This window comes from Janibacter sp. CX7 (genome assembly GCF_024362365.1).
Taxonomy (GTDB): Bacteria; Actinomycetota; Actinomycetes; order Actinomycetales; family Dermatophilaceae; genus Janibacter.
Genome location: NZ_CP101464.1, coordinates 1,701,496 through 1,723,106 on the forward strand (window position 1 = coordinate 1,701,496; position 21,611 = coordinate 1,723,106).

Annotated in this window: 19 protein-coding genes; 8 read left to right on the forward strand and 11 right to left on the reverse strand. The window is 71.5% G+C overall.

All coding sequences use genetic code 11. The annotated features are described in order from the left end of the window. Positions 1-48: 48 nt before the first annotated feature. Entirely contained in the window at positions 49-960 is a 912-nt protein-coding gene (locus tag NMQ01_RS08370) for a heme A synthase (protein ID WP_255183494.1), read from the forward strand. A 280-nt stretch (positions 961-1,240) separates the two neighbouring features. Here NMQ01_RS08370 and NMQ01_RS08375 read toward each other — a convergent pair whose 3' ends face one another. After that, a complete protein-coding gene (locus NMQ01_RS08375; RefSeq protein WP_255183495.1) occupies positions 1,241-2,191 on the reverse strand; it encodes a heme o synthase in 951 nt (316 codons plus the stop codon). 314 nt (positions 2,192-2,505) lie between these two features. Here NMQ01_RS08375 and tkt point away from each other — a divergent pair, with 314 nt between their 5' ends. Genes tkt through pgl form a run of 6 tightly spaced genes read left to right on the forward strand, consistent with a single transcriptional unit; the run spans position 2,506 to position 10,740 of the window. Then, positions 2,506-4,602: a transketolase gene (gene tkt / locus NMQ01_RS08380; RefSeq protein ID WP_255186343.1), complete on the forward strand. Its 2,097-nt coding sequence runs from the start codon at positions 2,506-2,508 to the stop codon at positions 4,600-4,602. Continuing rightward, positions 4,599-5,738 carry a transaldolase gene (gene tal, locus NMQ01_RS08385; protein WP_255183496.1) on the forward strand — a complete coding sequence of 380 codons (1,140 nt, stop codon included), beginning with the start codon at positions 4,599-4,601 and terminating at the stop codon, positions 5,736-5,738. Before tkt ends, tal begins: the two co-directional genes overlap by 4 nt. Continuing rightward, positions 5,735-7,351 carry a glucose-6-phosphate isomerase gene (locus NMQ01_RS08390; protein ID WP_255183497.1) on the forward strand — a complete coding sequence of 539 codons (1,617 nt, stop codon included), beginning with the start codon at positions 5,735-5,737 and terminating at the stop codon, positions 7,349-7,351. The genes tal and NMQ01_RS08390 overlap by 4 nt, the downstream gene beginning before the upstream one ends. Next, complete coding sequence (zwf, locus tag NMQ01_RS08395; protein ID WP_255183498.1) at positions 7,348-8,892, forward strand: glucose-6-phosphate dehydrogenase; 1,545 nt, start codon at positions 7,348-7,350, stop codon at positions 8,890-8,892. The genes NMQ01_RS08390 and zwf overlap by 4 nt, the downstream gene beginning before the upstream one ends. Next, entirely contained in the window at positions 8,889-10,001 is a 1,113-nt protein-coding gene (opcA, locus tag NMQ01_RS08400) for a glucose-6-phosphate dehydrogenase assembly protein OpcA (RefSeq protein ID WP_255183499.1), read from the forward strand. Before zwf ends, opcA begins: the two co-directional genes overlap by 4 nt. Before the next feature lies 1 nt (position 10,002). Beyond that, positions 10,003-10,740: a 6-phosphogluconolactonase gene (pgl, locus tag NMQ01_RS08405; protein WP_255183500.1), complete on the forward strand. Its 738-nt coding sequence runs from the start codon at positions 10,003-10,005 to the stop codon at positions 10,738-10,740. A 139-nt stretch (positions 10,741-10,879) separates the two neighbouring features. Here the strand turns inward: pgl and NMQ01_RS08410 are convergent, their stop codons facing one another. The 10 genes from NMQ01_RS08410 to NMQ01_RS08455 all read right to left on the reverse strand — a co-directional run bounded on the left by NMQ01_RS08410 (position 10,880) and on the right by NMQ01_RS08455 (position 20,062). Beyond that, positions 10,880-11,230, reverse strand: a complete 351-nt coding sequence (locus NMQ01_RS08410; RefSeq protein ID WP_255183501.1) for an RNA polymerase-binding protein RbpA — start codon at positions 11,228-11,230, stop codon at positions 10,880-10,882. 27 nt (positions 11,231-11,257) lie between these two features. Further along, positions 11,258-11,503: a preprotein translocase subunit SecG gene (gene secG, locus NMQ01_RS08415; protein ID WP_072624685.1), complete on the reverse strand. Its 246-nt coding sequence runs from the start codon at positions 11,501-11,503 to the stop codon at positions 11,258-11,260. Positions 11,504-11,638: 135 nt separating this feature from the next. Beyond that, on the reverse strand, positions 11,639-12,433 hold the full coding sequence (gene tpiA / locus NMQ01_RS08420) for a triose-phosphate isomerase (RefSeq protein ID WP_255183502.1): 795 nt from the start codon (positions 12,431-12,433) through the stop codon (positions 11,639-11,641). A gap of 1 nt (position 12,434) precedes the next feature. Beyond that, entirely contained in the window at positions 12,435-13,646 is a 1,212-nt protein-coding gene (gene pgk / locus NMQ01_RS08425; RefSeq protein WP_255183503.1) for a phosphoglycerate kinase, read from the reverse strand. Positions 13,647-13,690: 44 nt separating this feature from the next. Further along, complete coding sequence (gap, locus tag NMQ01_RS08430) at positions 13,691-14,698, reverse strand: type I glyceraldehyde-3-phosphate dehydrogenase (protein ID WP_255183504.1); 1,008 nt, start codon at positions 14,696-14,698, stop codon at positions 13,691-13,693. Between the two features lie 118 nt (positions 14,699-14,816). Continuing rightward, the gene (gene whiA / locus NMQ01_RS08435; protein ID WP_255183505.1) at positions 14,817-15,797 is read right to left on the reverse strand and encodes a DNA-binding protein WhiA; all 981 of its coding nucleotides are present in this window, start codon (positions 15,795-15,797) and stop codon (positions 14,817-14,819) included. Between the two features lie 45 nt (positions 15,798-15,842). Then, entirely contained in the window at positions 15,843-16,793 is a 951-nt protein-coding gene (gene yvcK / locus NMQ01_RS08440) for a uridine diphosphate-N-acetylglucosamine-binding protein YvcK (protein WP_255183506.1), read from the reverse strand. 3 nt (positions 16,794-16,796) lie between these two features. Further along, positions 16,797-17,714, reverse strand: coding sequence for an RNase adapter RapZ (rapZ, locus tag NMQ01_RS08445; RefSeq protein ID WP_255186344.1), 918 nt, complete (start codon positions 17,712-17,714; stop codon positions 16,797-16,799). Further along, a complete protein-coding gene (gene uvrC, locus NMQ01_RS08450) occupies positions 17,714-19,657 on the reverse strand; it encodes an excinuclease ABC subunit UvrC (protein WP_255183507.1) in 1,944 nt (647 codons plus the stop codon). The genes rapZ and uvrC overlap by 1 nt, the downstream gene beginning before the upstream one ends. 9 nt (positions 19,658-19,666) lie before the next feature. After that, the gene (locus tag NMQ01_RS08455) at positions 19,667-20,062 is read right to left on the reverse strand and encodes a Rieske (2Fe-2S) protein (protein WP_255183508.1); all 396 of its coding nucleotides are present in this window, start codon (positions 20,060-20,062) and stop codon (positions 19,667-19,669) included. Between the two features lie 249 nt (positions 20,063-20,311). On the opposite strand from NMQ01_RS08455, the gene NMQ01_RS08460 reads away from it, so the two are divergent. Continuing rightward, positions 20,312-21,544, forward strand: coding sequence for a branched-chain amino acid ABC transporter substrate-binding protein (locus tag NMQ01_RS08460; protein WP_255183509.1), 1,233 nt, complete (start codon positions 20,312-20,314; stop codon positions 21,542-21,544). The last annotated feature ends 67 nt before the right edge of the window (positions 21,545-21,611 follow it).

Here is a 21,611-nt window from a genome sequence, read left to right on the forward strand (position 1 = left end):
GCCGACCCGGTGGTCGGAGCGCCCTCGGCTACGACATACCGTAGTGGGGTGCCCGAGACCCTCCCCCAGGCCGCCCGCACGTGGCTGCCGCGCCTGCTCCTGCTCAACCTGATCGTCGAGGTCGGCATCGTCGTCACCGGCGGCCTCGTCCGCCTCACCGGCTCCGGGCTCGGCTGCCCGACGTGGCCGGAGTGCGTCCCCGGCTCCTACGTGCCGACGGTCGAGCAGGAGGAGGGCATCCACAAGCTCATCGAGTTCGGCAACCGCACGCTCACCGGGCTCCTCGGCTTCGTCGCGCTCGCGCTGCTCGTCGCGCTCTACCGCTGGGCGCGTGACCGGCGCGAGCTCGTCATCGGCACGTGGGTCGTCATGGCCGGCATCCTCGCCCAGGCGATCGTCGGGGGCATCACCGTGCGCACCGGCCTCAACCCCTGGATCGTCGCCTTCCACTTCCTGTGCTCCATGGGCCTCATCGCCGTCTCCGCGTGGCTCTACTGGCGCCAGCGGCAGCCCTCCGGCGCGACCCGCTCGCTGCTGCACCCGCTCGTCGCCCGGCTGCAGTGGCTCCTCGTGGCCGTGGCCGCGGTCGTCCTGCTGCTCGGCACGATCGTCACCGGCTCCGGCCCGCACTCCGGCGATGCCGACACCCCGGCCCGCACGGGCTTCGACCCCCGGACGATCTCGTGGTTGCACGCCGACGCGGTGATGCTCTTCGTCGGCATCTGCGTCGCCGTCTGGCTCGGGGCGAAGCTCACCCAGCGCGCCGCCGGCCCCGCCCGCGCGTGGTGGGTCGTGCTCATCGTCACCCTCGCCCAGGGCCTCATCGGCTACGTGCAGTACGTGACGAAGCTGCCCGAGGTCCTCGTGCTCGCCCACATGCTCGGCGCGAGCCTGCTCGTCGTCGCCATCACCCGCGCGATCGTCCTCTCCCGGACGACGGAGCCCCTGCCGGCCGACTGAGCCCCGGCGCCCACGCGCTCGGACACGCGCTTCGAAGAAGGAACGCCCGCTCGAGCGAGCGTTCCTTCTTCGACCCGGCGACGGCAGCAGCAGACGAAGGGGCCGGTCACCGCACATCCAGCGGACGAAGGGGGTGGGTCGGCGCGAATCAAGCCGAAGTCGAGCTCGACAACTGGACCGGACGACGACGAAGGACTTCGGCCCAGCGCCGACCTGCCCCCTTCGTCAGCGCGAGGAGCAGGACGACTCGGCCCCGCGAGTGGTACCGGACCCGAAGAGGTCAGGCGAGGCCGGGCAGCGGCAGGTGCAGCAGCGGGTCGATCGCCACGCCGAGGAAGAGCAGCGTCACGTAGGTGATCGAGAAGTGGAAGAGCCGCATCGGCTTGAGGACCGACTGCTTCGCGCCGCGCTTGGCGGCGGCGTGGAGGCGGTGCGCCTCACCGACGAAGAGCCCGCCGGAGACGACGGCCGCGCCGAGGTAGACCCAGCCCATGTCCGCGACGGGGATGAGCGCGAGCGAGGTCAGGACCATCACCCAGGAGTAGGCGACGACCTGCCGCGACACCGTCGTCATCTGCTCGACGACCGGCAGCATCGGGACGCCGGCGTTGGCGTAGTCGTCGGTGAACTTCATCGACAGCGGCCAGTAGTGCGGCGGCGTCCAGAAGAAGATGACGAGGAAGAGGATGATCGCCGGCCAGCCGACAGAGTTGGTCACGGCCGACCAGCCGATGAGCGTCGGCATGCAGCCGGCGATGCCGCCCCACACGATGTTCTGCGGGGTGCGACGCTTGAGGATCATCGTGTAGCCGACGGCGTAGAGGACGATCGCGGCGAGCGAGAGCACCGCCGAGAGCGGGTTGACCAGCAGCCACAGCCACGCGGTCGACAGCGCCGTGAGCACCATGCCGAAGACGAGCGCGGCCCGCGGGGTCACCTCGCCGGTGACGAGCGGACGGTTCTGCGTCCGGCCCATCTTGGCGTCGATGTCGCGGTCGTAGACCATGTTGAAGGTGTTGGCCGCGCCGGCGCTCAGGCTGCCACCGACGAGGGTGAGCACGATGAGCGCGAGGGAGGGGACGCCACGCTCGGCGAGGAACATCACCGGGACCGTCGTGACGAGCAGCAGCTCGATGATGCGCGGCTTGGTGAGCGCGATGTAGGCGCCCACAGTGCGGCGCCACGAACGGGTCGCCGGCGACAGCTCGCGCGTCGACTCGAGAGTGGTCACGGACTGCCTTTGCCGAAGGGGGTTGGGTCACGGCCGAACTGGGCCCGGCCTCCGAGGAGTCTACCCGTGACGGGCAGTGCTCCCGGCCCCGGGTTGCACTCGTCACGGCCCCGGCGGACGGGACTAGTGTGGGCGGCAGCACGCACGCTCCCGCAGCAGAAAGGTCCTCCGTGAGCACGGACACCGCCACCTCGCCCAAGGCTCCCGCGAAGAAGGCAGCCGGTAGCGCTGCCCCGAAGGGAACGACCCGCACCGTGGCCTCGGCCAACCCCGCCGGTCCCGCCGGCACCTCGTCCCGCTCGAGCGACCTGCCGATGCCCGTGGTGAAGAAGGCCGGGTGGAGCGACCTCGACGTGCGCGCCGTCGACACCGGCCGGCTCCTCGCCGCCGACGCGGTCCAGGAGTGCGGCAGCGGTCACCCCGGCACCGCGATGAGCCTCTCCCCCGTCGCCTACCTGCTCTACCAGCAGGTGATGACACACGACCCGGCCGACCCGACGTGGCTCGGTCGCGACCGTTTCGTCCTGTCGGTCGGGCACTCCTCCCTGACGCAGTACGTCCAGCTCTTCCTCTCCGGCTACGGCCTCGAGCTCAGCGACCTGAAGTCCCTGCGCACGTGGGGCTCGCTGACCCCGGGCCACCCTGAGGTCCACCACACCGCGGGCGTCGAGATCACCACCGGCCCCCTCGGGTCGGGACTGGCCTCCGCGACCGGCATGGCGATGGCCCAGCGCCGCCAGCGCGGTCTCTTCGACCCCGACGCCAAGGCGGGGACCTCCCCCTTCGACCACACGATCTGGTGCCTCGCCTCCGACGGCGACATGCAGGAGGGCGTCTCCGCGGAGGCCGGCTCGCTCGCCGGCCACCAGGAGCTCGGCAACCTCAACGTCATCTACGACGCCAACCAGATCTCCATCGAGGACGACACCGACATCGCCTTCAGCGAGGACGTGGGTGCGCGCTACCGGGCCTACGGCTGGGAGGTCATCGACGTCGACTGGCGCAAGACCGGTGACGGCAAGGCCTACGTCGAGGACGTCGACGCCCTGCTCGCCGCGACCCAGCAGGCGAAGAAGAACACGAAGGCCCCGACGCTGATCGTGCTGCACACGATCATCGCGTGGCCGGCCCCGACGAAGCAGGACACCGGCGCCTCGCACGGCTCGGCGCTCGGCGAGGACGAGGTCGCGGCGACGAAGGAGCTGCTCGGCTTCGACCCGAAGAAGTCCTTCGCCGTCGAGAAGGCCGTCCTCGACCACACCCGCGCTGTGAAGAAGCGCGGCAAGGAGGCCCACAAGGAGTGGGACAAGCGCTTCGCCGCGTGGCGCAAGGCCAACCCGGAGCGCGCCGAGCTGCTCGACCGTGTCGTCGCGGGCAAGGTCCCGGTGGGCCTGGACAAGGCGCTGCCGACCTTCGAGGCCTCGGACAAGGGCCTGGCCACGCGCGCCGCGTCGGGCAAGGTCCTCACCGCTCTCGCCGACGTCATGCCCGAGCTGTGGGGCGGCTCCGCCGACCTCGCCGGCTCCAACAACACGACGATGGACGGCCAGCCCTCCTTCACGCCCAAGAGCAAGCAGACCGACACGTGGAAGGGCGACGAGTACGGCCGCACCCTCCACTTCGGCATCCGTGAGAACGGCATGGGCATGGCGATGAACGGCATCGCCCTCGAGGGCCTGACCCGCGTCTACGGCGGCACCTTCCTCGTCTTCTCCGACTACATGCGCCCCGCCGTGCGCCTGGCGTCCCTGCAGCAACTGCCGGTCACCTATGTCTGGACCCACGACAGCATCGGCCTCGGCGAGGACGGCCCGACCCACCAGCCGATCGAGCACCTCGCGTCGCTGCGGGCCATGCCCGGCCTCGACGTCGTCCGCCCGGGCGACGCCAACGAGGTCAGCGTGTGCTGGGGGCAGGTCCTCAAGAACCGCTCCACCGCGGCCCTCGCGCTCTCCCGTCAGGGCACGCCGACCGTCGACCGGTCGGAGTACGCGTCGGCGAAGGGAGCGGCCAAGGGTGGCTACGTCCTCGCCGAGTCGAGCACCGAGGTGCCCGACGTGATCATCGTCGCCACCGGCACGGAGGTCGCGGTCGCGCTCGAGGCCCGCACGACGCTCGAGAAGGCCAAGATCGGCACACGCGTCGTCTCCATGCCGTGCCGCGAGTGGTTCGACGCCCAGTCGAAGGCCTACAAGGAGAAGGTCCTGCCGGCCGCCGTCCGGGCGCGTGTCTCGGTCGAGGCCGCGACCCCCTTCGGCTGGCGCGAGGTCGTCGGCGATGCCGGTGAGATCGTCGGCATCGACCACTTCGGCGCCTCCGCCGACGCGGCGACCCTCTACGACAAGTTCGGCATCACGTCCGCCGCCGTCGTCAAGGCGGCAAAGACCTCCATCAAGAACGCGAAGGGATGACCGCCATGGCCGACCAGCTCCCCACCGCTCCCGCCCCGATCGCCGCGCTGCGCGACGCAGGAGTCTCCGTCTGGCTCGACGACCTCAGCCGCGAGCGGCTGCGCTCGGGCAACCTCCAGCAGCTCATCGACACCACAGGGATCGTCGGCGTCACGACCAATCCGTCGATCTTCCAGGCCGCGCTCGCCGACGGCGACGCCTACACCGAGCAGCTCGGCCGGCTCGCCGCCGAGGGCAAGGACGTCGACGAGGTCGTCTTCGCCCTGACGACCGACGACGTGCGCGAGGCCTGTGACCTCTTCGCCCCGATCTTCGAGGCGACCGACGGTGTCGACGGCCGGGTCTCGCTCGAGGTCGACCCCCGCCTGGCCCACGACCCCGAGGCCACCGCGGCCTCCGCCCAGGAGCTCGCCGCCGCCGTCGACCGCCCCCAGGTGCACATCAAGATCCCGGCGACGCAGGCCGGCCTGCCGGCCATCACCCGCACCCTCGCCGAGGGGATCAGCGTCAACGTCACGTTGATCTTCAGCCTCGAGCGCTATCGCGCGGTGATGAATGCCTTCGTCGAGGGCCTCGAGCAGGCCCTCGCCGCGGGCAAGGACATCTCGAAGATCCACTCCGTGGCCTCCTTCTTCGTCTCCCGCGTCGACACCGAGATCGACGCCCGGCTCGACGCCATCGGCACGGACGAGGCCAAGGCCCTGCGCGGCCAGGCGGGCGTGGCCAATGCCCGTCTCGCCTACCAGGCCTACGAGGAGGTCTTCAGCACGCCGAGGTGGCAGCGTCTCGAGGCCGAAGGGGGGCGCCGCCAGCGTCCGCTGTGGGCCTCCACCGGCGTGAAGGACCCCGCCTACCCGGACACGCTCTACGTCACCGAGCTCGTCGCGGCCGACACGGTCAACACGATGCCGGAGAAGACCCTCGACGCGACCATCGACCACGGCGAGGTCACCGGCGACACCATCACCGGCGGCTACGCGCAGGCCCAGGAGGTCCTCGACCGGCTCGAGGCCCTCGGCATCAGCTACACCGAGGTCACCGACAAGCTCGAGGTCGAGGGCGTCGAGAAGTTCGAGAAGGCGTGGGGCGAGCTCCTCGACGGAGTGAGCGCGGAGCTGACCAAGGCCGCGAAGTGACCAGCCTCTCCGTCGCGGCTGCAGGCGCGGCGGCCGACGCGGTCGCCGCGCACGTCCCCGCCCTCGTCGCCGACGGCGTCGCGAGCGGGATCTTCGCCCAGGACGCGAGCCTGTGGGGACCGGCGGCCGAGGAAGAGGCCGCCAAGCGGCTGTCCTGGGTGGGCCTGGGGCGCACCTCGCGCCACCTCGTCGGCGAGATCTCGGCGCTGCGCGACCGGCTGCGCGAGCAGGGCGTCGACCGGGTCGTCCTCTGCGGCATGGGCGGCTCCTCGCTCGCGCCCGAGGTCATCTGCGCCACCGCCGGCGTCTCGCTCGTCGTCCTCGACTCGAGCCACCCCGATGTCGTGCGCGGGGCCGTGACCGATCTCGAGCGCACCGTCGTCGTCGTGTCGAGCAAGTCCGGCTCCACCGTCGAGACCGACTCGCAGCGTCGGGTCTTCGAGCAGGCCTTCGCCGACGCGGGCATCGACGCCGCGCAGCGCATCGTCGTCGTCACCGACCCCGGCAGCCCGCTCGACGAGCAGGCCCGCGAGAGCGGCTACCACGTCGTCAATGCCGACCCCGGTGTCGGTGGGCGCTACTCGGCCCTGACGGCCTTCGGTCTCGTGCCCTCCGGGCTCGCCGGGGCCGACGTCGAGGCCCTCCTCGACGACGCCGAGGCGGTCGCCGACCTGCTCGCCGAGGACGACGAGGCCAACCCCGGGCTGCGGCTCGGGGCGGCGATCGGCGGGACCTCCCCCCTTCGCGACAAGGTCTACCTCGTCGACCACGGCACGCAGGCTCGCGGTCTCGGCGACTGGGCGGAGCAGCTCATCGCGGAGTCGACCGGCAAGGACGGCACCGGCCTGCTGCCGGTCGTCCTCGACCGGCCCGGCGAGGGCGCTCCCCCGGCCGACGCGACGATCGTGCGCCTCGTGCCCGACGACGGTGACGACAGCGCCCCCGTGGCCGCCTCCACCGTGGACGTCGGCGGCTCGCTCGGCGCGCAGTTCCTCCTGTGGGAGGTCGCGACCGCGGTCGCCGGTCGGCTGCTCGGGATCAACCCCTTCGACCAGCCCGACGTCGAGAGCGCCAAGCAGGCCGCCCGCGACCTGATGTCGGGGTCCGGCGGAGACGAGGCGACCGACGACCTCGTCGACGGCCCGGTCACCGTGCGGCACCTCGGCGGTGACTGGCTCGGTGGGGCGACGGACGTCGACTCCGCCGTCAGCGCCCTGCTCGCCCAGCTCGACCCGCAGCACGGCTACGTCGCCGTCATGGCCTACCTCGACCGCGAGGGCGATGCTCCCTTCGCCGAGGTGGCCGACGCGCTCGCCGAGCGCGTCCAGCGCCCCGTGACCTTCGGCTGGGGGCCGCGCTTCCTGCACTCGACGGGGCAGTACCACAAGGGCGGCCCGGCCACCGGGGTCTACCTGCAGGTCACGGACACCCCGCGCGAGGACCTGCCGGTCCCCGGTCGTGACTTCACGCTCGGTGACTTCATCGCCGCGCAGGCCGGCGGCGATGCCCAGGTGCTCGCGGACCACGGCCGGCCCGTGCTCGTCCTGCACCTCACCGACCACGACGCCGGACTGGCTGCGGTGACGCGAGCCCTCACGGGGCGTGACGCATGAGCCCGGCGCGGGTCACCGCCGATTCCAACCCGCTGCGCGACCCCCGCGACAAGCGCCTGCCGCGCATCGCGGGGCCGTGCAGCCTCGTCCTCTTCGGCGTGACGGGTGACCTGGCCCGCAAGAAGCTCATGCCGGCGATCTACGACCTGGCCAACCGTGGGCTGCTGCCGCCGGGGTTCTCCCTCGTCGGCTTCGCCCGTCGTGACTGGGCGGACCAGGACTTCGGCAAGGTCGTCTACGAGGCCGTCCGCGAGCACGCGCGCACGCCCTTCCGTGAGGAGGTGTGGCGCAGCCTGTCCGAGGGGTTCCGATTCGTCCCCGGCACCTTCGACGACCCGGCGGCCTTCGACCTGCTCGCGCAGACGGTGCGCGAGCTCGACGAGGCGCGCGGTACCGGCGGCAACCACGCCTTCTACCTGTCGATCCCGCCGGGGTTCTTCTCCACCGTCTGCGAGCAGCTGCAGCGCTCCGGGCTGGCGACGCCGACGGACGACTCGTGGCGACGGGTGGTCATCGAGAAGCCCTTCGGGCACGACCTGGAGAGCGCGCAAGAACTCAACACGATCGTCGAGCAGGTCTTCCCGGCGGACTCGATCTTCCGGATCGACCACTACCTCGGCAAGGAGACGGTGCAGAACCTCCTCGCCCTGCGCTTCGCCAACCAGATGTTCGAGCCGGTGTGGAACAGCCACTACGTCGACCACGTGCAGATCACCATGGCCGAGGACATCGGCATCGGTGGCCGCGCGGGCTACTACGACGGCATCGGCGCCGCCCGCGACGTCATCCAGAACCACCTGCTCCAGCTGCTGGCCCTGACCGCGATGGAGGAGCCGACGAGCTTCAACGCCGCCGCGCTGCGCACCGAGAAGGAGAAGGTCCTCGAGGCCGTCCGCGTCCCCGAGGACCTCGAGACCGCGACCGTGCGCGGGCAGTACGCCGGCGGCTGGCAGGGCGGTGACAAGGTCATCGGCTACCTGCAGGAGGACGGGGTCGCCGCCGACTCCACGACGGAGACCTACGCTGCCGTCCGCCTCGACATCGACACCCGCCGCTGGGCCGGTGTCCCCTTCTACCTGCGAACCGGCAAGCGCCTCGGGCGACGGGTCACCGAGATCGCCGTCGTCTTCAAGCGGGCACCCCACCTGCCCTTCACCGACACCGAGACCGAGGAGCTGGGGCAGAACGCCGTCGTCATCCGCGTCCAGCCCGACGAGGGCGTGACGATGCGCTTCGGCGCCAAGGTCCCGGGCAACCAGATGGAGGTGCGCGACGTGACGATGGACTTCGGCTACGGCCGCGCCTTCACCGAGTCCAGCCCCGAGGCCTACGAGAGACTCATCCTCGACGTGCTCCTCGGCGACCCGCCGCTCTTCCCCCGCCACGAGGAGGTCGAGCTGTCGTGGAAGATCCTCGACCCGATCGAGCGCTTCTGGGCCAAGCAGCGCGGAGGCGTCGACCAGTACCCCGCCGGCACCTGGGGTCCGGCGGCCGCCGACGAGATGATGCAGCGTGACGGACGCACCTGGAGGATGCCGTGATCGTCGACCTGCCCAATGCCACCACGGCGCAGATCAGCCACCGGCTCGTCGAGATCCGTGAGGACGTGGGCGCCATGGCGCTCAGCCGCGTGCTCACCCTCGTCATCGTCGTCGACGAGGACGACGCCGAGGATGCCCTGGCGGTCGCCAACTCCGCGAGCCACCAGCACCCGGCCCGCATCGTCTGCGTCATCCTCGCCAATGCCCGCGGCAAGGCGCGTCTCGACGCCCAGATCCGGGTGGGTGGCGACGCCGGCGCCTCCGAGGTCGTCGTGCTGCGACTCTTCGGCGAGCTCGTCGGCCATGCCCGCAGCGTCGTGACGCCACTGCTGCTGCCCGACTCCCCCGTCGTCGCCTGGTGGCCGCGCGAGGCGCCCAAGGACCCGTCCGCGGACCCCGTGGGTGCCATGGCCCAGCGACGGATCACCGACTGCGCCGTCGCCGACAACACGGGTAGCACCCTCAAGCGGCTCGCTCGCACCTACCAGCCGGGCGACACCGACCTCGCCTGGAGCCGGGTGACCCTGTGGCGCGGCCTGCTGGCGACGACCCTGGACCGGGCTCCCTTCGAATCCGTCGAGTCGGCCACCGTCGTCGGCGGCGCCGACTCCCCATCCGCCGACCTCCTCGCCGGCTGGCTGCGGGCCCGGCTGCGCTGCCCCGTCTCGCTCATCCGGTCGCGCGCCGGCTCCGGCATCGTCAGCGTCCGGCTCGAGCGCGCCTCCGGACCGATCGACCTCGTGCGGCCGCAGCACGGGGCGACGGCCACCCTCGACCAGCCGGACCAGCCGCAGCGGGCCATCGCGCTCGCGCCGCGGTCGGACGCCGAGTGCCTCGCCGACGAGCTGAGCCGGCTCGACCCCGACGAGGTCTACGAGGACGCCCTGACCTCGGGTCTACCCAAGATCACCCGGCGACGGATGACGATGACCGAGGCCGTCGACGCGGGGCTCGTCCCGTCGCCGAGCGAGGCGCGCCGCACGACCGAGCGCCTCGCGGAGGAGTCGAGCGAGATCATCCGCAGCGCGATGGTCGAGGCATCCCCCGAGCGTGCCGACCGGAGCACCGAGGCGGTCAAGAGCGCCGTCCGCGAGCGTCTGGAGGACTGAGATGGCCCAGCGGATCGTCCTCGTCCACCCGGACGCCGCCACGACGGCGACGATGATCGCCGGCCGGCTGCTGGCGAGCGTCCAGGAGGCGGTGGCGCTGCGGGGCGAGGCCCACGTGGCACTCACCGGCGGATCGATGGGCTCCGCCCTCGTCGCGGCCCTCGCCGATCACCCGGCGGTCGACGTCGTCGACTGGTCCCGGGTGCACGTGTGGTGGGGCGACGAGCGGTGGCTGCCCCTCGGCGACCCCGACCGCAACGACACCCAGAACGACTCGGCGGGCCTGGACCGCCTCCCCCTCGACCCGGCTCGCGTCCACCGGGTCCCCGGCCCCGACACCTCGGAATCACCCGAGGCTGCGGCGATCGCCTACGAGCGGGCGCTGCGGGTCGACGGCGGGGGCTCCTGGGACGTCGTGCTCCTCGGTGTGGGGCCAGACGGTCACGTCGCCTCGCTCTTCCCCGGCCACCCGGCGCAGCTCCGCGACGACGCCCTCGCGATCGCCGTCCACGACTCCCCCAAGCCTCCCCCCATCCGGGTCTCGCTCACCCTCGGCTGCCTCGCCCGCTCGCACGAGGTGTGGTTCGTCGTGGCGGGCGCCGACAAGGCCGAGGCCGTGGCGAAGGGGGTCTCCGGCGCCCCCGCGCAGGAGAGCACCGCCGCACAGCTGCAGGCCCTGGGCCGAACCCTCTGGCTGGTCGACGAGGCCGCCGCCTCCCGGCTCTCCCGGCTCACCTGACGCCGGCCCCCGCAGCCCATCTGACGCCCGGAAGCCCCCTGCGGACGGCCGAACACCGCCGGACAGACCTGAATCCGCATGACCCTAGGGTCATGCGGATTCAGGTCTGTCCGGCGGGCTAGGGCAGCGACTCAGGACATCAGCGGATGAGGCCGCGATCGCGCAGCTCGCCGAGGCGCTCCTCGAGGATCGCCTCGCCCTCGCTGTCGGAGCGGCGCTCCTTCACGTAGGCCAGATGGGTCTTGTAGACCTCGGCCGTCGGCGGGGCCGGCGGGTTGTCCTTGTCACGGCCTGCAGGCAGGCCGCAGCGCTTGCACTCCCACACGTCGGGGACCTCGACACCGTCCTCGACGGCGAAGGAGGGCGTCACCTCGTGGCCGTTGGCGCACCAGTAGGAGACGAAGGTCCGGGGGGCGGCCTCGCCGCGCTCGGCCTCGCCCATGGGACCGGCGCCGATACGGCTGCCGCGGATCGCGTTTCCACCTGCCATGCGAAGCTCCTGTGGGTGCGTGACGCGTCAGGCGTCGAAGCGGTCGATGAGGCCGATGCCGACGACGGCCGTGAACCAGACGAGGCCGATGACGATCGTGAACCTCGTGAGGTTGCGCTCGGCGACGGACGAGCTGCCCAGCGACGCGGACATGCCGCCACCGAACATGTCGGACATGCCGCCGCCCTTCCCCTTGTGCATGAGGATGAGCAGGGTGAGGATCAGGCCGGTGATCACGAGGATCACCTGCAGTCCGATGCGGACGGCGTTCACGCGATCAGGTCCTTGTCGGTCGGGTCTCGGGTGCGGCGTCACCGGCTGACGCCCGGGTCAGGATACCTCTGTCACATGGATGGTGGGCCAGGCCGGGGTGTGCGACACGCGGTCCCCCGCGCCTGGCCCCCTCGATCACGCGGTGAGGTGCTGCTGGTAGCGGCAGATCGAGGCGAACTCCTCGGCCTGGAGCGAAGCACCTCCGACGAGTGCACCGTCGACGTCCGCGCCGGCCATGATGCTCGCGACATTGCCCGACTTCACCGAGCCGCCGTAGAGGATGCGGACCGCGGCGGACGTGTCGGCGGAGTAGAGCTCGGCGAGCTTGCCGCGGATAGCCGCGCACACCTCCTGGGCGTCCTCGGGGGTGGCGACCTCGCCCGTGCCGATGGCCCAGACGGGCTCGTAGGCGATGACGAGCGTCGCGGCCTGCTCTGCGGTGACGCCGGTTAGGCTGCCCGCGACCTGCGCCAGGACGTGGGCCACGTGCTCGCCGGCCTGACGCACCTCGAGGCCTTCGCCGACGCAGACGATCGGAACGAGCCCGTGCCGGTAGGCGGCGACCGCCTTGCTCGCCACGACCTCGTCGGTCTCGCCGTGCCCGTCGCGGCGCTCGCTGTGCCCGACGACCACGTAGGCGCAGCCGAGCTTCGCGAGGAAGGCCGCGGAGATGTCGCCGGTGTAAGCCCCGGAGTCGTGCGGGCTGACGTCCTGCGCCCCGTAGCGCAGGGCGAGCCGGTCACCCTCGACGAGCGTCTGGACCGAGCGCAGGTCGGTGAAGGGAGGGACCACGACGACCTCGACGGCGCCGAAGTCGTGCTTGGCGTCCCGCAGGGTCCAGTCGAGCTTCTGCACCAGGTGCGTGCCCTGCAGGTGGTCGAGGTTCATCTTCCAGTTGCCCGCCATGAGCGGGGTCCGCGACGTTGCCATGTCAGCCCTCCTGGGCCTGGTCGAAGACGGCGAGGCCCGGCAGGCTCTTGCCCTCGAGGTACTCGAGGCTGGCGCCACCACCGGTGGAGATGTGCCCGAAGTCCTCGTCGGCGAAGCCGAGCTGACGCACCGCGGCAGCGGAGTCACCACCACCGACGACGGTGAGGGCTCCCCCCTTCGTCGCCTCGACCAGCGCCCGGGCCACGGCCTCGGTGCCGGCGGCGTAGGGCGCCATCTCGAAGGCCCCCATGGGGCCGTTCCAGAAGACGGTGCGGCAGTCGGCGAGCTTGTCGGCGAAGAGCCGCGCGGACTCGGGACCGATGTCCAGTCCCATCCGGTCAGCGGGAATCGCGTCGGCCGCGACGACCTCGTGGTCGGCGTCGGCGGAGAAGGCGGTGGCCGCGACGACGTCGGTCGGCAGCACGATCTCGACCCCGTCACGCTGCGCGCGCTCGAGGTACTCGCTCACCGTGGCCAGCTGGTCCTGCTCGAGCAGGCTCGTGCCGACCTCGTGGCCCTGGGCCTTGAGGAAGGTGAAGACCATGCCGCCACCGATCAGCAGCCGGTCCGCGGTGCCGAGGAGGTTGTCGATCACCCCGAGCTTGTCGCTCACCTTGGCGCCACCGAGGACGACCGCGTAGGGGCGCTCGGGGTCGCGGGTCAGTCGCTGCAGGACGTCGACCTCGGCCCGCACCAGACCGCCCATCGCCGCCGGCAGCCGGGTCGCGATGTCGTAGACCGAGGCCTGCGCCCGGTGGACCACGCCGAAGCCGTCGGACACGTAGGCGTCGGCCAGTGCGGCCAGCTCGTCGGCGAAGGCGCCGCGCTCGGCCTCGTCCTTGCTCGTCTCGCCCGCGTTGAACCGCAGGTTTTCGAGGAGGGCGACCTGACCGTCGGCCAGACCGTCGACGACCGCGCGAGCCGACTCCCCGACCGTGTCGGTGGCGAAGGCCACCGGCGCCCCGAGGAGCTCGCCGAGCCGCGACGCCACCGGAGCCAGCGAGTACTGCGGGTCGGGCGCGCCCTTGGGGCGGCCGAGGTGGGCGCAGACGACGACCCGAGCGCCCGCGTCCGCCAGGGCGGAGATCGTCGGCAGGGAGGCACGGATGCGCCCGTCGTCGGTGATCGTCTCGCCGTCGAGCGGCACGTTGAGGTCGGATCGGACGAGGACGCGCTTGCCGCGCACGTCCCCGAGGTCAGCAGTGGTCTTCACGGTGGCCTTTCGGGCGATGCGGGTGGTGGTGTGGGGGCATCGTCTCAGAGCGAGCCGCCGACGTGGGCCGCGAGGTCCACGAGGCGGTTGGAGTAGCCCCACTCGTTGTCGTACCAGCCGACGACCTTGACCTGGGTGCCGAGGACCTTGGTCAGGCCGGAGTCGAAGATGCAGCTGGCCGGGTCGGTCTCGATGTCCTTGGAGACGATCGGGTCCTGCGTGTAGACCAGCTTGCCGGCGAGCGGTCCGGACTCGGCCGCCGCGCGCATGAGCTCGTTGACCTCCTCGACCGACGTCTCCCGGCTGGCCTGGAAGGTCAGGTCGGTCGCGGAGCCGGTCGGCGTCGGGACGCGAAGGGCGTAGCCGTCGAGCTTGCCCTTGAGCTCGGGCAGCACGAGCGAGACCGCCTTGGCGGCGCCGGTGGACGTCGGGACGATGTTGAGCGCGGCCGCCCGGGCGCGCCGGAGGTCCTTGTGCGGGCCGTCCTGGAGGTTCTGGTCGGCGGTGTAGGCGTGGATCGTCGTCATCAGCCCCCGCTCGATGCCCAGCCCGTCGTTGAGCACCTTGGCCATCGGCGCCAGGCAGTTGGTCGTGCACGAGGCATTGGAGATGATCGTGTGCTGCTCGGGGTCGTAGAGGCCGTCGTTGACCCCCATGACGATGGTGATGTCCTCGTGCTTGGCCGGGGCCGAGATGACGACCTTGCGAGCCCCGCCCTCGATGTGCGCGCGTGCCTGCGTCGCGTCGGTGAAGAAGCCGGTCGACTCGATGACGACGTCGACCCCGAGGTCACCCCAGGGCAGCGCGGCCGGGTCCCGCTCGGCCAGCGAGGTCACGACCGTGCCGTCGACCTCGATGCCCCCGTCGACGACCGAGACACTCCCGTCGTAGCGTCCGAGGATCGAGTCGTAGGCGAGCAGGTGGGCCTGGGTCGCGTCGTCACCCAGGTCGTTGAAGGCCACGACCTCGATGTCCGCCCCGGAGGCCTTGGCGGCGCGGAAGAAGTTGCGGCCGATCCGGCCGAATCCGTTGATGCCAACTCGAACTGTCACGCTGGGTACCTCCACGTCAGTGGTGCGAGTGCAGTCGCCGGAGCGACCCGGTCAGCACCCACCCTATGGCCTGCGTCACACCGTCTCGTCGGTGGCCCCCCCGGGTCAGCTCCAGGCCTCAGCCGTCGAGCATGTCCGAGGTCAGCGACGCCTCGGTGCCGGGGATGCCCTCGTCCTCGGCGCGCTTGTCGGCCATGGCGAGGAGCCGGCGGATCCGCCCGGCCACGGCGTCCTTGGTCATCGGGGGGTCGGCCCGCTGGCCGAGCTCCTCCAGCGAGGCGCCGGTGTGCTCCAGTCGCAGCTGACCGGCCTCGCGCAGGTGGTCGGGGATGTCGTCGCCGAGGATCTCCATGGCCCGCTGGACGCGCGCCCCGGCGGCCACCGCCGCGCGCGCGGAGCGGCGCAGGTTGGCGTCGTCGAAGTTGGCCAGACGGTTGGCCGTCGCCCGGACCTCGCGCCGCATCCGGCGCTCCTCCCATGCCATGACGGCCTCGTGGGCGCCGAGCCGGGTGAGCATCGCCGAGATGGCGTCGCCGTCGCGGATGACGACGCGGTCGACCCCGCGCACCTCGCGCGCCTTGCTCGGGATGCCGAGACGACGGGCCGCCCCGACGAGCGCCAGCGCGGCCTCCGGCCCGGGGCAGGTGATCTCGAGCGAGGAGCTGCGGCCGGGCTCGGTGAGCGAGCCGTGCGCGAGGAAGGCACCGCGCCACGCCGCCTCGGCGTCGCAGACGGACCCACCGACGACGCGCGGCGGCAGACCGCGCACGGGGCGTCCCTCGGCGTCGACGAGACCGGTCTGGCGGGCCAGCGCGGGGCCGTGCTCGGCGATCGTCACGACGTAGCGGCTGCCCTTGCGCAGGCCGCCGGCGGCCAGGACCATCAGCTCTGAGGGGTAGCCGTAGAGCTCGGCGATGTCCTTGCGCAGGCGCCGGGCGGCGTTGGCGGTGTCGAGCTCGGCCTCGACGACGATCTTGCGGCTGACGATGTGCAGACCGCCCGCGAAGCGCAGCAGGCTGGCGACCTCGGCCTTGCGGCAGCAGGTCTTGGTCACCTCGAACCTGCTCAGCTCGTCCTTGACCTTGTCGGTCATCGCCATCGGTGGGTTCCTCTCGGTTGCTCGCTCGTGATCACGGGTGCGCGGTCACGAGAGGATGTCACGATAGGCCGCCGCAAGACGCAGCGCATCGTGCTGCCCCGGGTGCTCGAGGCGGGCCAGCGGGGCGACGACGAGCTCGGCGCCCAGGCTCGCGCAGGCTCGGGTGAGCCGGTCACGGTCGTCGATCGTCTGGGGGTCGGCGAGCACGGTGTCGACCGTGAGGTCGGGAGCCGTGTCGTGGAGGGTCTCGATGTGTCGCGTCGCCGAGAATCCTCGGGTCTCGGCCGTGTTCATCTCGAGGTTGAGGGTGAGCACCTTGCGCGCCCGCGCGTGGACGAGGGCCTCGCGCAGCTCGGGGACGAGCAGGTGGGTGAGCACCGAGGTGTACCAAGAGCCCGGCCCGAGGATGATGTGGTCGGCCGCGTCGACCGCGGCGACCGACTCCGGTCGCGCCGGTGGGTTGTCGGGCACGAGCGCGATGGACTCGACGAGCCCGGTGGTCCGGGCGACCGCCACCTGACCGCGGACGGTCTCGATGTGCGCGGGGTCGTGCGGGTCGAGCCCGCTGACCTCGGCGACGAGCTCGAGCGGCACGGCCGCCATCGGCAGCACCCGACCGCGTGCGCTCAGCAGCCGGCCGACGAGGTCGAGTCCGGTGACCGGGTCGTCGTGCAGCTGCCAGAGGGCGACGATGAGCAGGTTGCCCAGCGCGTGCCCCGAGAGGTCTCCCTCCCCGGTGAAGCGGTGCTGGAGCACGTCGCTCCACGTCTGGCCCCACTCGCTGTCGTCGCACAGTGCGGTGAGCGCCATCCGCAGGTCACCGGGCGGCAGGACGTCGTAGTCGCCCCGCAACCGCCCCGAGGAGCCGCCGTTGTCGGCGACGGTGACGATGGCGGTCACCTGCTCGCAGACGAGACGCAGGGCGGAGAGGCTGGCGGCGAGACCGTGGCCGCCGCCGAGCGCGACGACCCGGGCATGACGAAGGGAGTCGACCACGCCTCACTCCTGCCCGAGGTCGCGGTGGACGACGAAGGTCGCCACGTCTGGGCTGGAGAGCCGGGTCGCGAGCGCCTCGGCGACGGCCACGGAGCGGTGCTTGCCGCCCGTGCAGCCGACGGCGAGGGTGACGTAGCGTCGGTTCTCGCGCAGGTAGCCGGCGATGACCGGCTCGAGGAGCGTGTCGACGCCGTCGAGGAACTCGGCCGCGCCCGGCTGCGACAGGACGTACTCGGAGACCTGGGTCTCCCGGCCGGTGTGCGAGCGCAGCTCCGGCACCCAGTAGGGGTTGGGCAGGAAGCGCATGTCGAAGACGAAGTCGGCATCGAGGGGCACGCCGTACTTGAAGCCGAAGGACAGCACGGCCAGGCGCAGCCGCTGGGAGGTCTCCCCCTGGAAGAGCGGGCTGATCTTGCGGCTGAGCTGGTGGACGTTGAGCCCCGAGGTGTCGATGACCGTCTCGGCGCTGGCCCGCACGCCGGCGAGCACCTCGCGCTCGCGGACGATGGCGTCGAGCATCCGGCCCTGTCCCTGCAGGGGGTGGGGCCGGCGCACGCTCTCGAAGCGCCGCACGAGCGACTCGTTGGTCGCCTCGAGGAAGACGAGGTGCGTGCGCCACCCGCGCTCGGCAAGGGTCTCGAGAGACGCCGTCAGCGTGTCGAAGCCCTGGGCCCGCACGTCGAGGACGATGCCGACGCGCACCGGGCTGCCGTGGGTGGCGAGGTCCTGGGCCTGCTCGGCGGACAGCCGGAGCAGGTCCGGCAGCAGAGTCACCGGCAGGTTGTCGATGACGTACCAGCCGTGGTCCTCCATGACGTTGCCGACGGTCGAGCGGCCGGCGCCGCTCATGCCCGTGACGACGACGACCTCGGGCACCCCTCCCTCACCCGCGGGGGTGGGCAGGCGGTCCTGTGCATCCATCACGTCAGCTCTCCTTCGTCGAGGACCTCACCGGTGGTGAGGTTCACGGCGGGTGCGGTCGTCCTCTCGGCCAACTCTGCCGCAATTCGCTCGGCGAGCGAAGGTCCGATCCCCGGCACCTCGGTCAGCTCCTCGATGCTCGCGGCCCGCACCCTCTTCACCGACCCGAAGCGGGCGAGCAGCGCCTTGCGCCGCGCCTCCCCCAGCCCCGGGATCCCGTCGAGCGCGCTGCGGGTCATCGACTTGCTGCGCCGCTCGCGGTGGAAGGTGTTGGCGAAGCGGTGCGACTCGTCGCGCAGCCGCTGGAGCAGGTAGAGCGCCTCGCTGTTGCGGGCGAGGATCACCGGGTGGTCGTCACCGGGCACCCACACCTCCTCGAGGCGCTTGGCGAGGCCGACGATCGCGACGTCGTCGACGCCGAGCTCGTCGAGCACCTGCTGGGCGGCGGCCACCTGGGGCGCGCCGCCGTCGACGACGACGAGGTTGGGCGGGTAGGCGAAGCGCCGCGCCTCGCCCGTCTCCGGGTCGGTGGCGTCGCGCTCGCGGTCCTTGAGGTGGCGCTGGAAGCGCCGCGTGAGGACCTCGTGCATCGCGGCGGTGTCGTCGGTGCGTCCGTCGACGTCACCGCGGACGATGAAGCGCCGGTACTCCGGCTTGCGCACGAGTCCGTCCTCGAAGACGACCATCGAGCCGACGACGTCGCTGCCCTGCACGTGGCTGATGTCGTAGCCCTCGATGCGAAGGGGGGCGTCGTCCAGACCGAGGGCCTCCTGGAGCTCCTGCAGGGCCTGGCTGCGGGCGGTGAGGTCGCCGGCCCTGGCCACCTTGTGCCGGGCGAGGGACTGCTCGGCATTGCGGGCCACGGTCTCCATGAGGGCCCGCTTGTCGCCGCGCTGCGGCACCCGCAGGCTCACCGCGCTGCCGCGTCGCTCGCCGAGCCACGCCGAGACGCCGTCGGCATCCGGCGGGAGCACCGGGACGAGGACCTCGCGAGGCACGCCCTCGCCCCCTTCGCCGCCGTAGACCTGCTGGAGCAGGTGCTCGACGAGCTCGGGCAGGTCCTCCGCGTCCTTCTCCGCCACCCAGCCCCGCTGGCCGCGGATGCGGCCACCGCGAACGTGGAAGACCTGGATGGCGACCTCGAGCTCGTCGTCGGCGAGCGCGAAGACGTCCGCGTCGGTGCCGTCGGGCAGGACGACGGCGGACTTCTCGAGGGCCTTGGTCAGGGCCGCGACGTCGTCGCGCAGGCGGGCCGCCTGCTCGAAGTCGAGGTCCGCGGCCGCGGCCTTCATCTGCCGCTCGAGGCGGCGCACGAAGCGGGCGGTGTCACCGGCGAGGAAGTCGCACAGCTCCTGGGCCAGGGCCCGGTGCTCGTCGGCGCTCACCCGGCCGACACAGGGGGCGGAGCACTTGTCGATGTAGCCGAGCAGGCAGGGCCGACCGGACTGCTCGGCCCGCTTGAAGACGCCCTTGCTGCACGTGCGCACGGGGAAGACGCGCAGCAGCAGGTCGAGGGTCTCGCGGATCGCCCACGCATGCGTGTAGGGGCCGAAGTAGCGCGTACCCCGGCGCTTGGCGCCGCGCAGGACCTGCGCGCGGGGGTAGTCCTCGCCCATCGTCACCGCGAGGTAGGGGTAGGACTTGTCGTCGCGGTACTTGACGTTGAAGCGCGGGTCGAACTCCTTGATCCACGCGTACTCGAGCTGCAGGGCCTCGACCTCGGTGGACACGACGGTCCACTCGACACTCGCACCGGTGCGCACCATCCGCGAGGTGCGTGGGTGCAGCGCCGAGATGTCCTGGAAGTAGGAGGACAGCCGCGAGCGCAGCGACTTCGCCTTGCCGACGTAGATGACCCGGCCGTGCTCGTCCCGGAATCGGTAGACGCCCGGGTCGGTCGGGATCGACCCCGGTGCGGGACGGTAGGTCGACGGGTCTGCCACCCCTCGACCCTACGAGACGGTGACCTCGTCGCCGTCGACGGTCGCCTTCATCTCGGTGAGACCCTCCGTGGCCGGCCCCTGCAGCACCGAACCGTCGGTGATGTCGAACTGACTGCCGTGGCACGGGCAGATGATCGCCTCGGTCGTCACCTTCGAGACGGCACAGCCCTGGTGCGGGCAGGTGCCGTCGAAGGCCTTGAACTCCCCCGCACTCGGCTGGGTCACGACGACGCGGTCGCGGGCGAGGCCACCGCCCTCCGGCACGTCGGCGACGGGGAAGCTCGTGCCGGCGGCGCTCCCCCCTTCGCCCCCGCTCGAGGGTGTGGAGTCGTCACCGCAGGCAGCGACGACGGCGGCGGACCCGCCGACCGCGGCGATGGACAGGGCGGTGCGTCGGGTCGTCATCGGAGGCCTTCCGTCGAAGGGGGTCGAAGGTCCCATCATGCTCGCACGCCAGCGCCCGGCGCGATGCCTGCGTGCGGGATGCATGACCTGCGGGTAACCCTCCTCGCCGACCACTTGGTAACGAGCAGGACACGGCTCTCCCAATGTGGGTCAGAACACAGTCAGACCGGACTACTGTCCCTCCACAGCCGGCGACACCCAGGTCGCCGGCCGCGGCCCCAGGGCCAGACTTCTTCACCAGGAGGACACGTGATCAGGCGTTCCGTCATCTCAACGGGGGCGACCATGCTCGTCGCCACCATGGCCCTGTCCGCATGCGGAACCCGCGGCGGTGACAGCGGCGGCTCCGGAGACGGCGACGGCGGGGGCGACAAGAAGGTCGTGAAGATCGGCGTCATCTCGCCGCTCTCGGGCGACCTGTCCGCTCTCGGCCTCGGCATCCAGCACTCGGTCGAGCTCGCGGCCGAGCAGGCCAACGAGTCCGGCGATCTCGGCGACTGGGAGATCGAGGTCGTCCCGGAGGACGACGAGGGCAAGCCCGAGGTCGGCAAGAACGCCGCCTCCAAGCTCGCCTCCGACCCGGAGGTCGTCGGTGTCGTCGGCACCCTGAACTCCTCGGTGGCCGGCCCGGTCCAGCCGATCCTCGACAAGGCGAAGATCACGATGGTCTCGCCGGCCAACACCAACCCGACGCTCACCCGCGGCGCGAAGCCGGACGACTCCCCCGAGCGCGTCTACGCGAGCTACTTCCGTGTCTGCACCACCGACACCGTCCAGGGCCCCTTCGCCGCGCGCTACCTCTACGAGAAGGCCGGCATCAAGGAGCTCGCGACGGTCCACGACAAGAAGACCTACGGTCAGGGTCTCGTCGACGCCTTCAGCGAGGAGTACAAGAAGCTCGGCGGCAAGATCGTCGCCGCCGAGACGATCAACCCCGACGAGGACAAGTACGACGCCGTCGTCTCCTCGCTCAAGGCCAAGAACCCCAAGGCGGTCTACTACGGCGGCGAGTACCCCCAGGCCGCCCCGCTGAGCCAGCAGCTCAAGGCCGGTGGCCTCAAGGTGCCGCTCATGGGTGGTGACGGCATCTTCTCGCCGGAGTTCATCAAGCTCGCGGGCAAGGGCTCCGACGGCGACCTCGCCACCTCCGTGGGTGCGCCGACCGAGAGCCTCGACGCCGGCAAGAAGTTCCTCGACGACTACGACAAGGCCGGGTACTCCGACCCCGCCGAGGCCTACGGCGCCTACGCCTACGACGCCGGCCAGTCGATCATCGAGGCGCTCAAGGTCTCGCTCAAGGACGCCGACACCGTCGAGGACGCCCGCCAGGCGACCATCGACGCGATGAAGGACGTCTCCTTCGACGGCGTGACCGGCAAGGTGGCCTTCGACGAGTACGGCGACAACACGACGCGCGTCCTCACCGCCTACGAGGTCAAGGGTGGCAAGTGGACCGACGTCAACACCGAGGAGTTCAAGTGATCGACCCGGTCATGACCTTCTCGGTCTGACCACGGGAGGGGCGGGGTGCCGCGCGCACCCCGCCTCA

Coding starts and splice junctions, on each gene's coding strand:
- tal (WP_255183496.1), top strand. CDS start 4,599: ATGACCGCCATGGCCGACCAGCTCCCCACCGCTCCCGCCCCGATCGCC.
- zwf (WP_255183498.1), top strand. CDS start 7,348: ATGAGCCCGGCGCGGGTCACCGCCGATTCCAACCCGCTGCGCGACCCC.
- whiA (WP_255183505.1), bottom strand. CDS start 15,797: ATGGCGATGACCGACAAGGTCAAGGACGAGCTGAGCAGGTTCGAGGTG.
- tpiA (WP_255183502.1), bottom strand. CDS start 12,433: ATGGCAACGTCGCGGACCCCGCTCATGGCGGGCAACTGGAAGATGAAC.
- pgl (WP_255183500.1), top strand. CDS start 10,003: ATGGCCCAGCGGATCGTCCTCGTCCACCCGGACGCCGCCACGACGGCG.
- NMQ01_RS08455 (WP_255183508.1), bottom strand. CDS start 20,062: ATGACGACCCGACGCACCGCCCTGTCCATCGCCGCGGTCGGCGGGTCC.
- rapZ (WP_255186344.1), bottom strand. CDS start 17,714: ATGGATGCACAGGACCGCCTGCCCACCCCCGCGGGTGAGGGAGGGGTG.
- tkt (WP_255186343.1), top strand. CDS start 2,506: ATGCCCGTGGTGAAGAAGGCCGGGTGGAGCGACCTCGACGTGCGCGCC.
- NMQ01_RS08410 (WP_255183501.1), bottom strand. CDS start 11,230: ATGGCAGGTGGAAACGCGATCCGCGGCAGCCGTATCGGCGCCGGTCCC.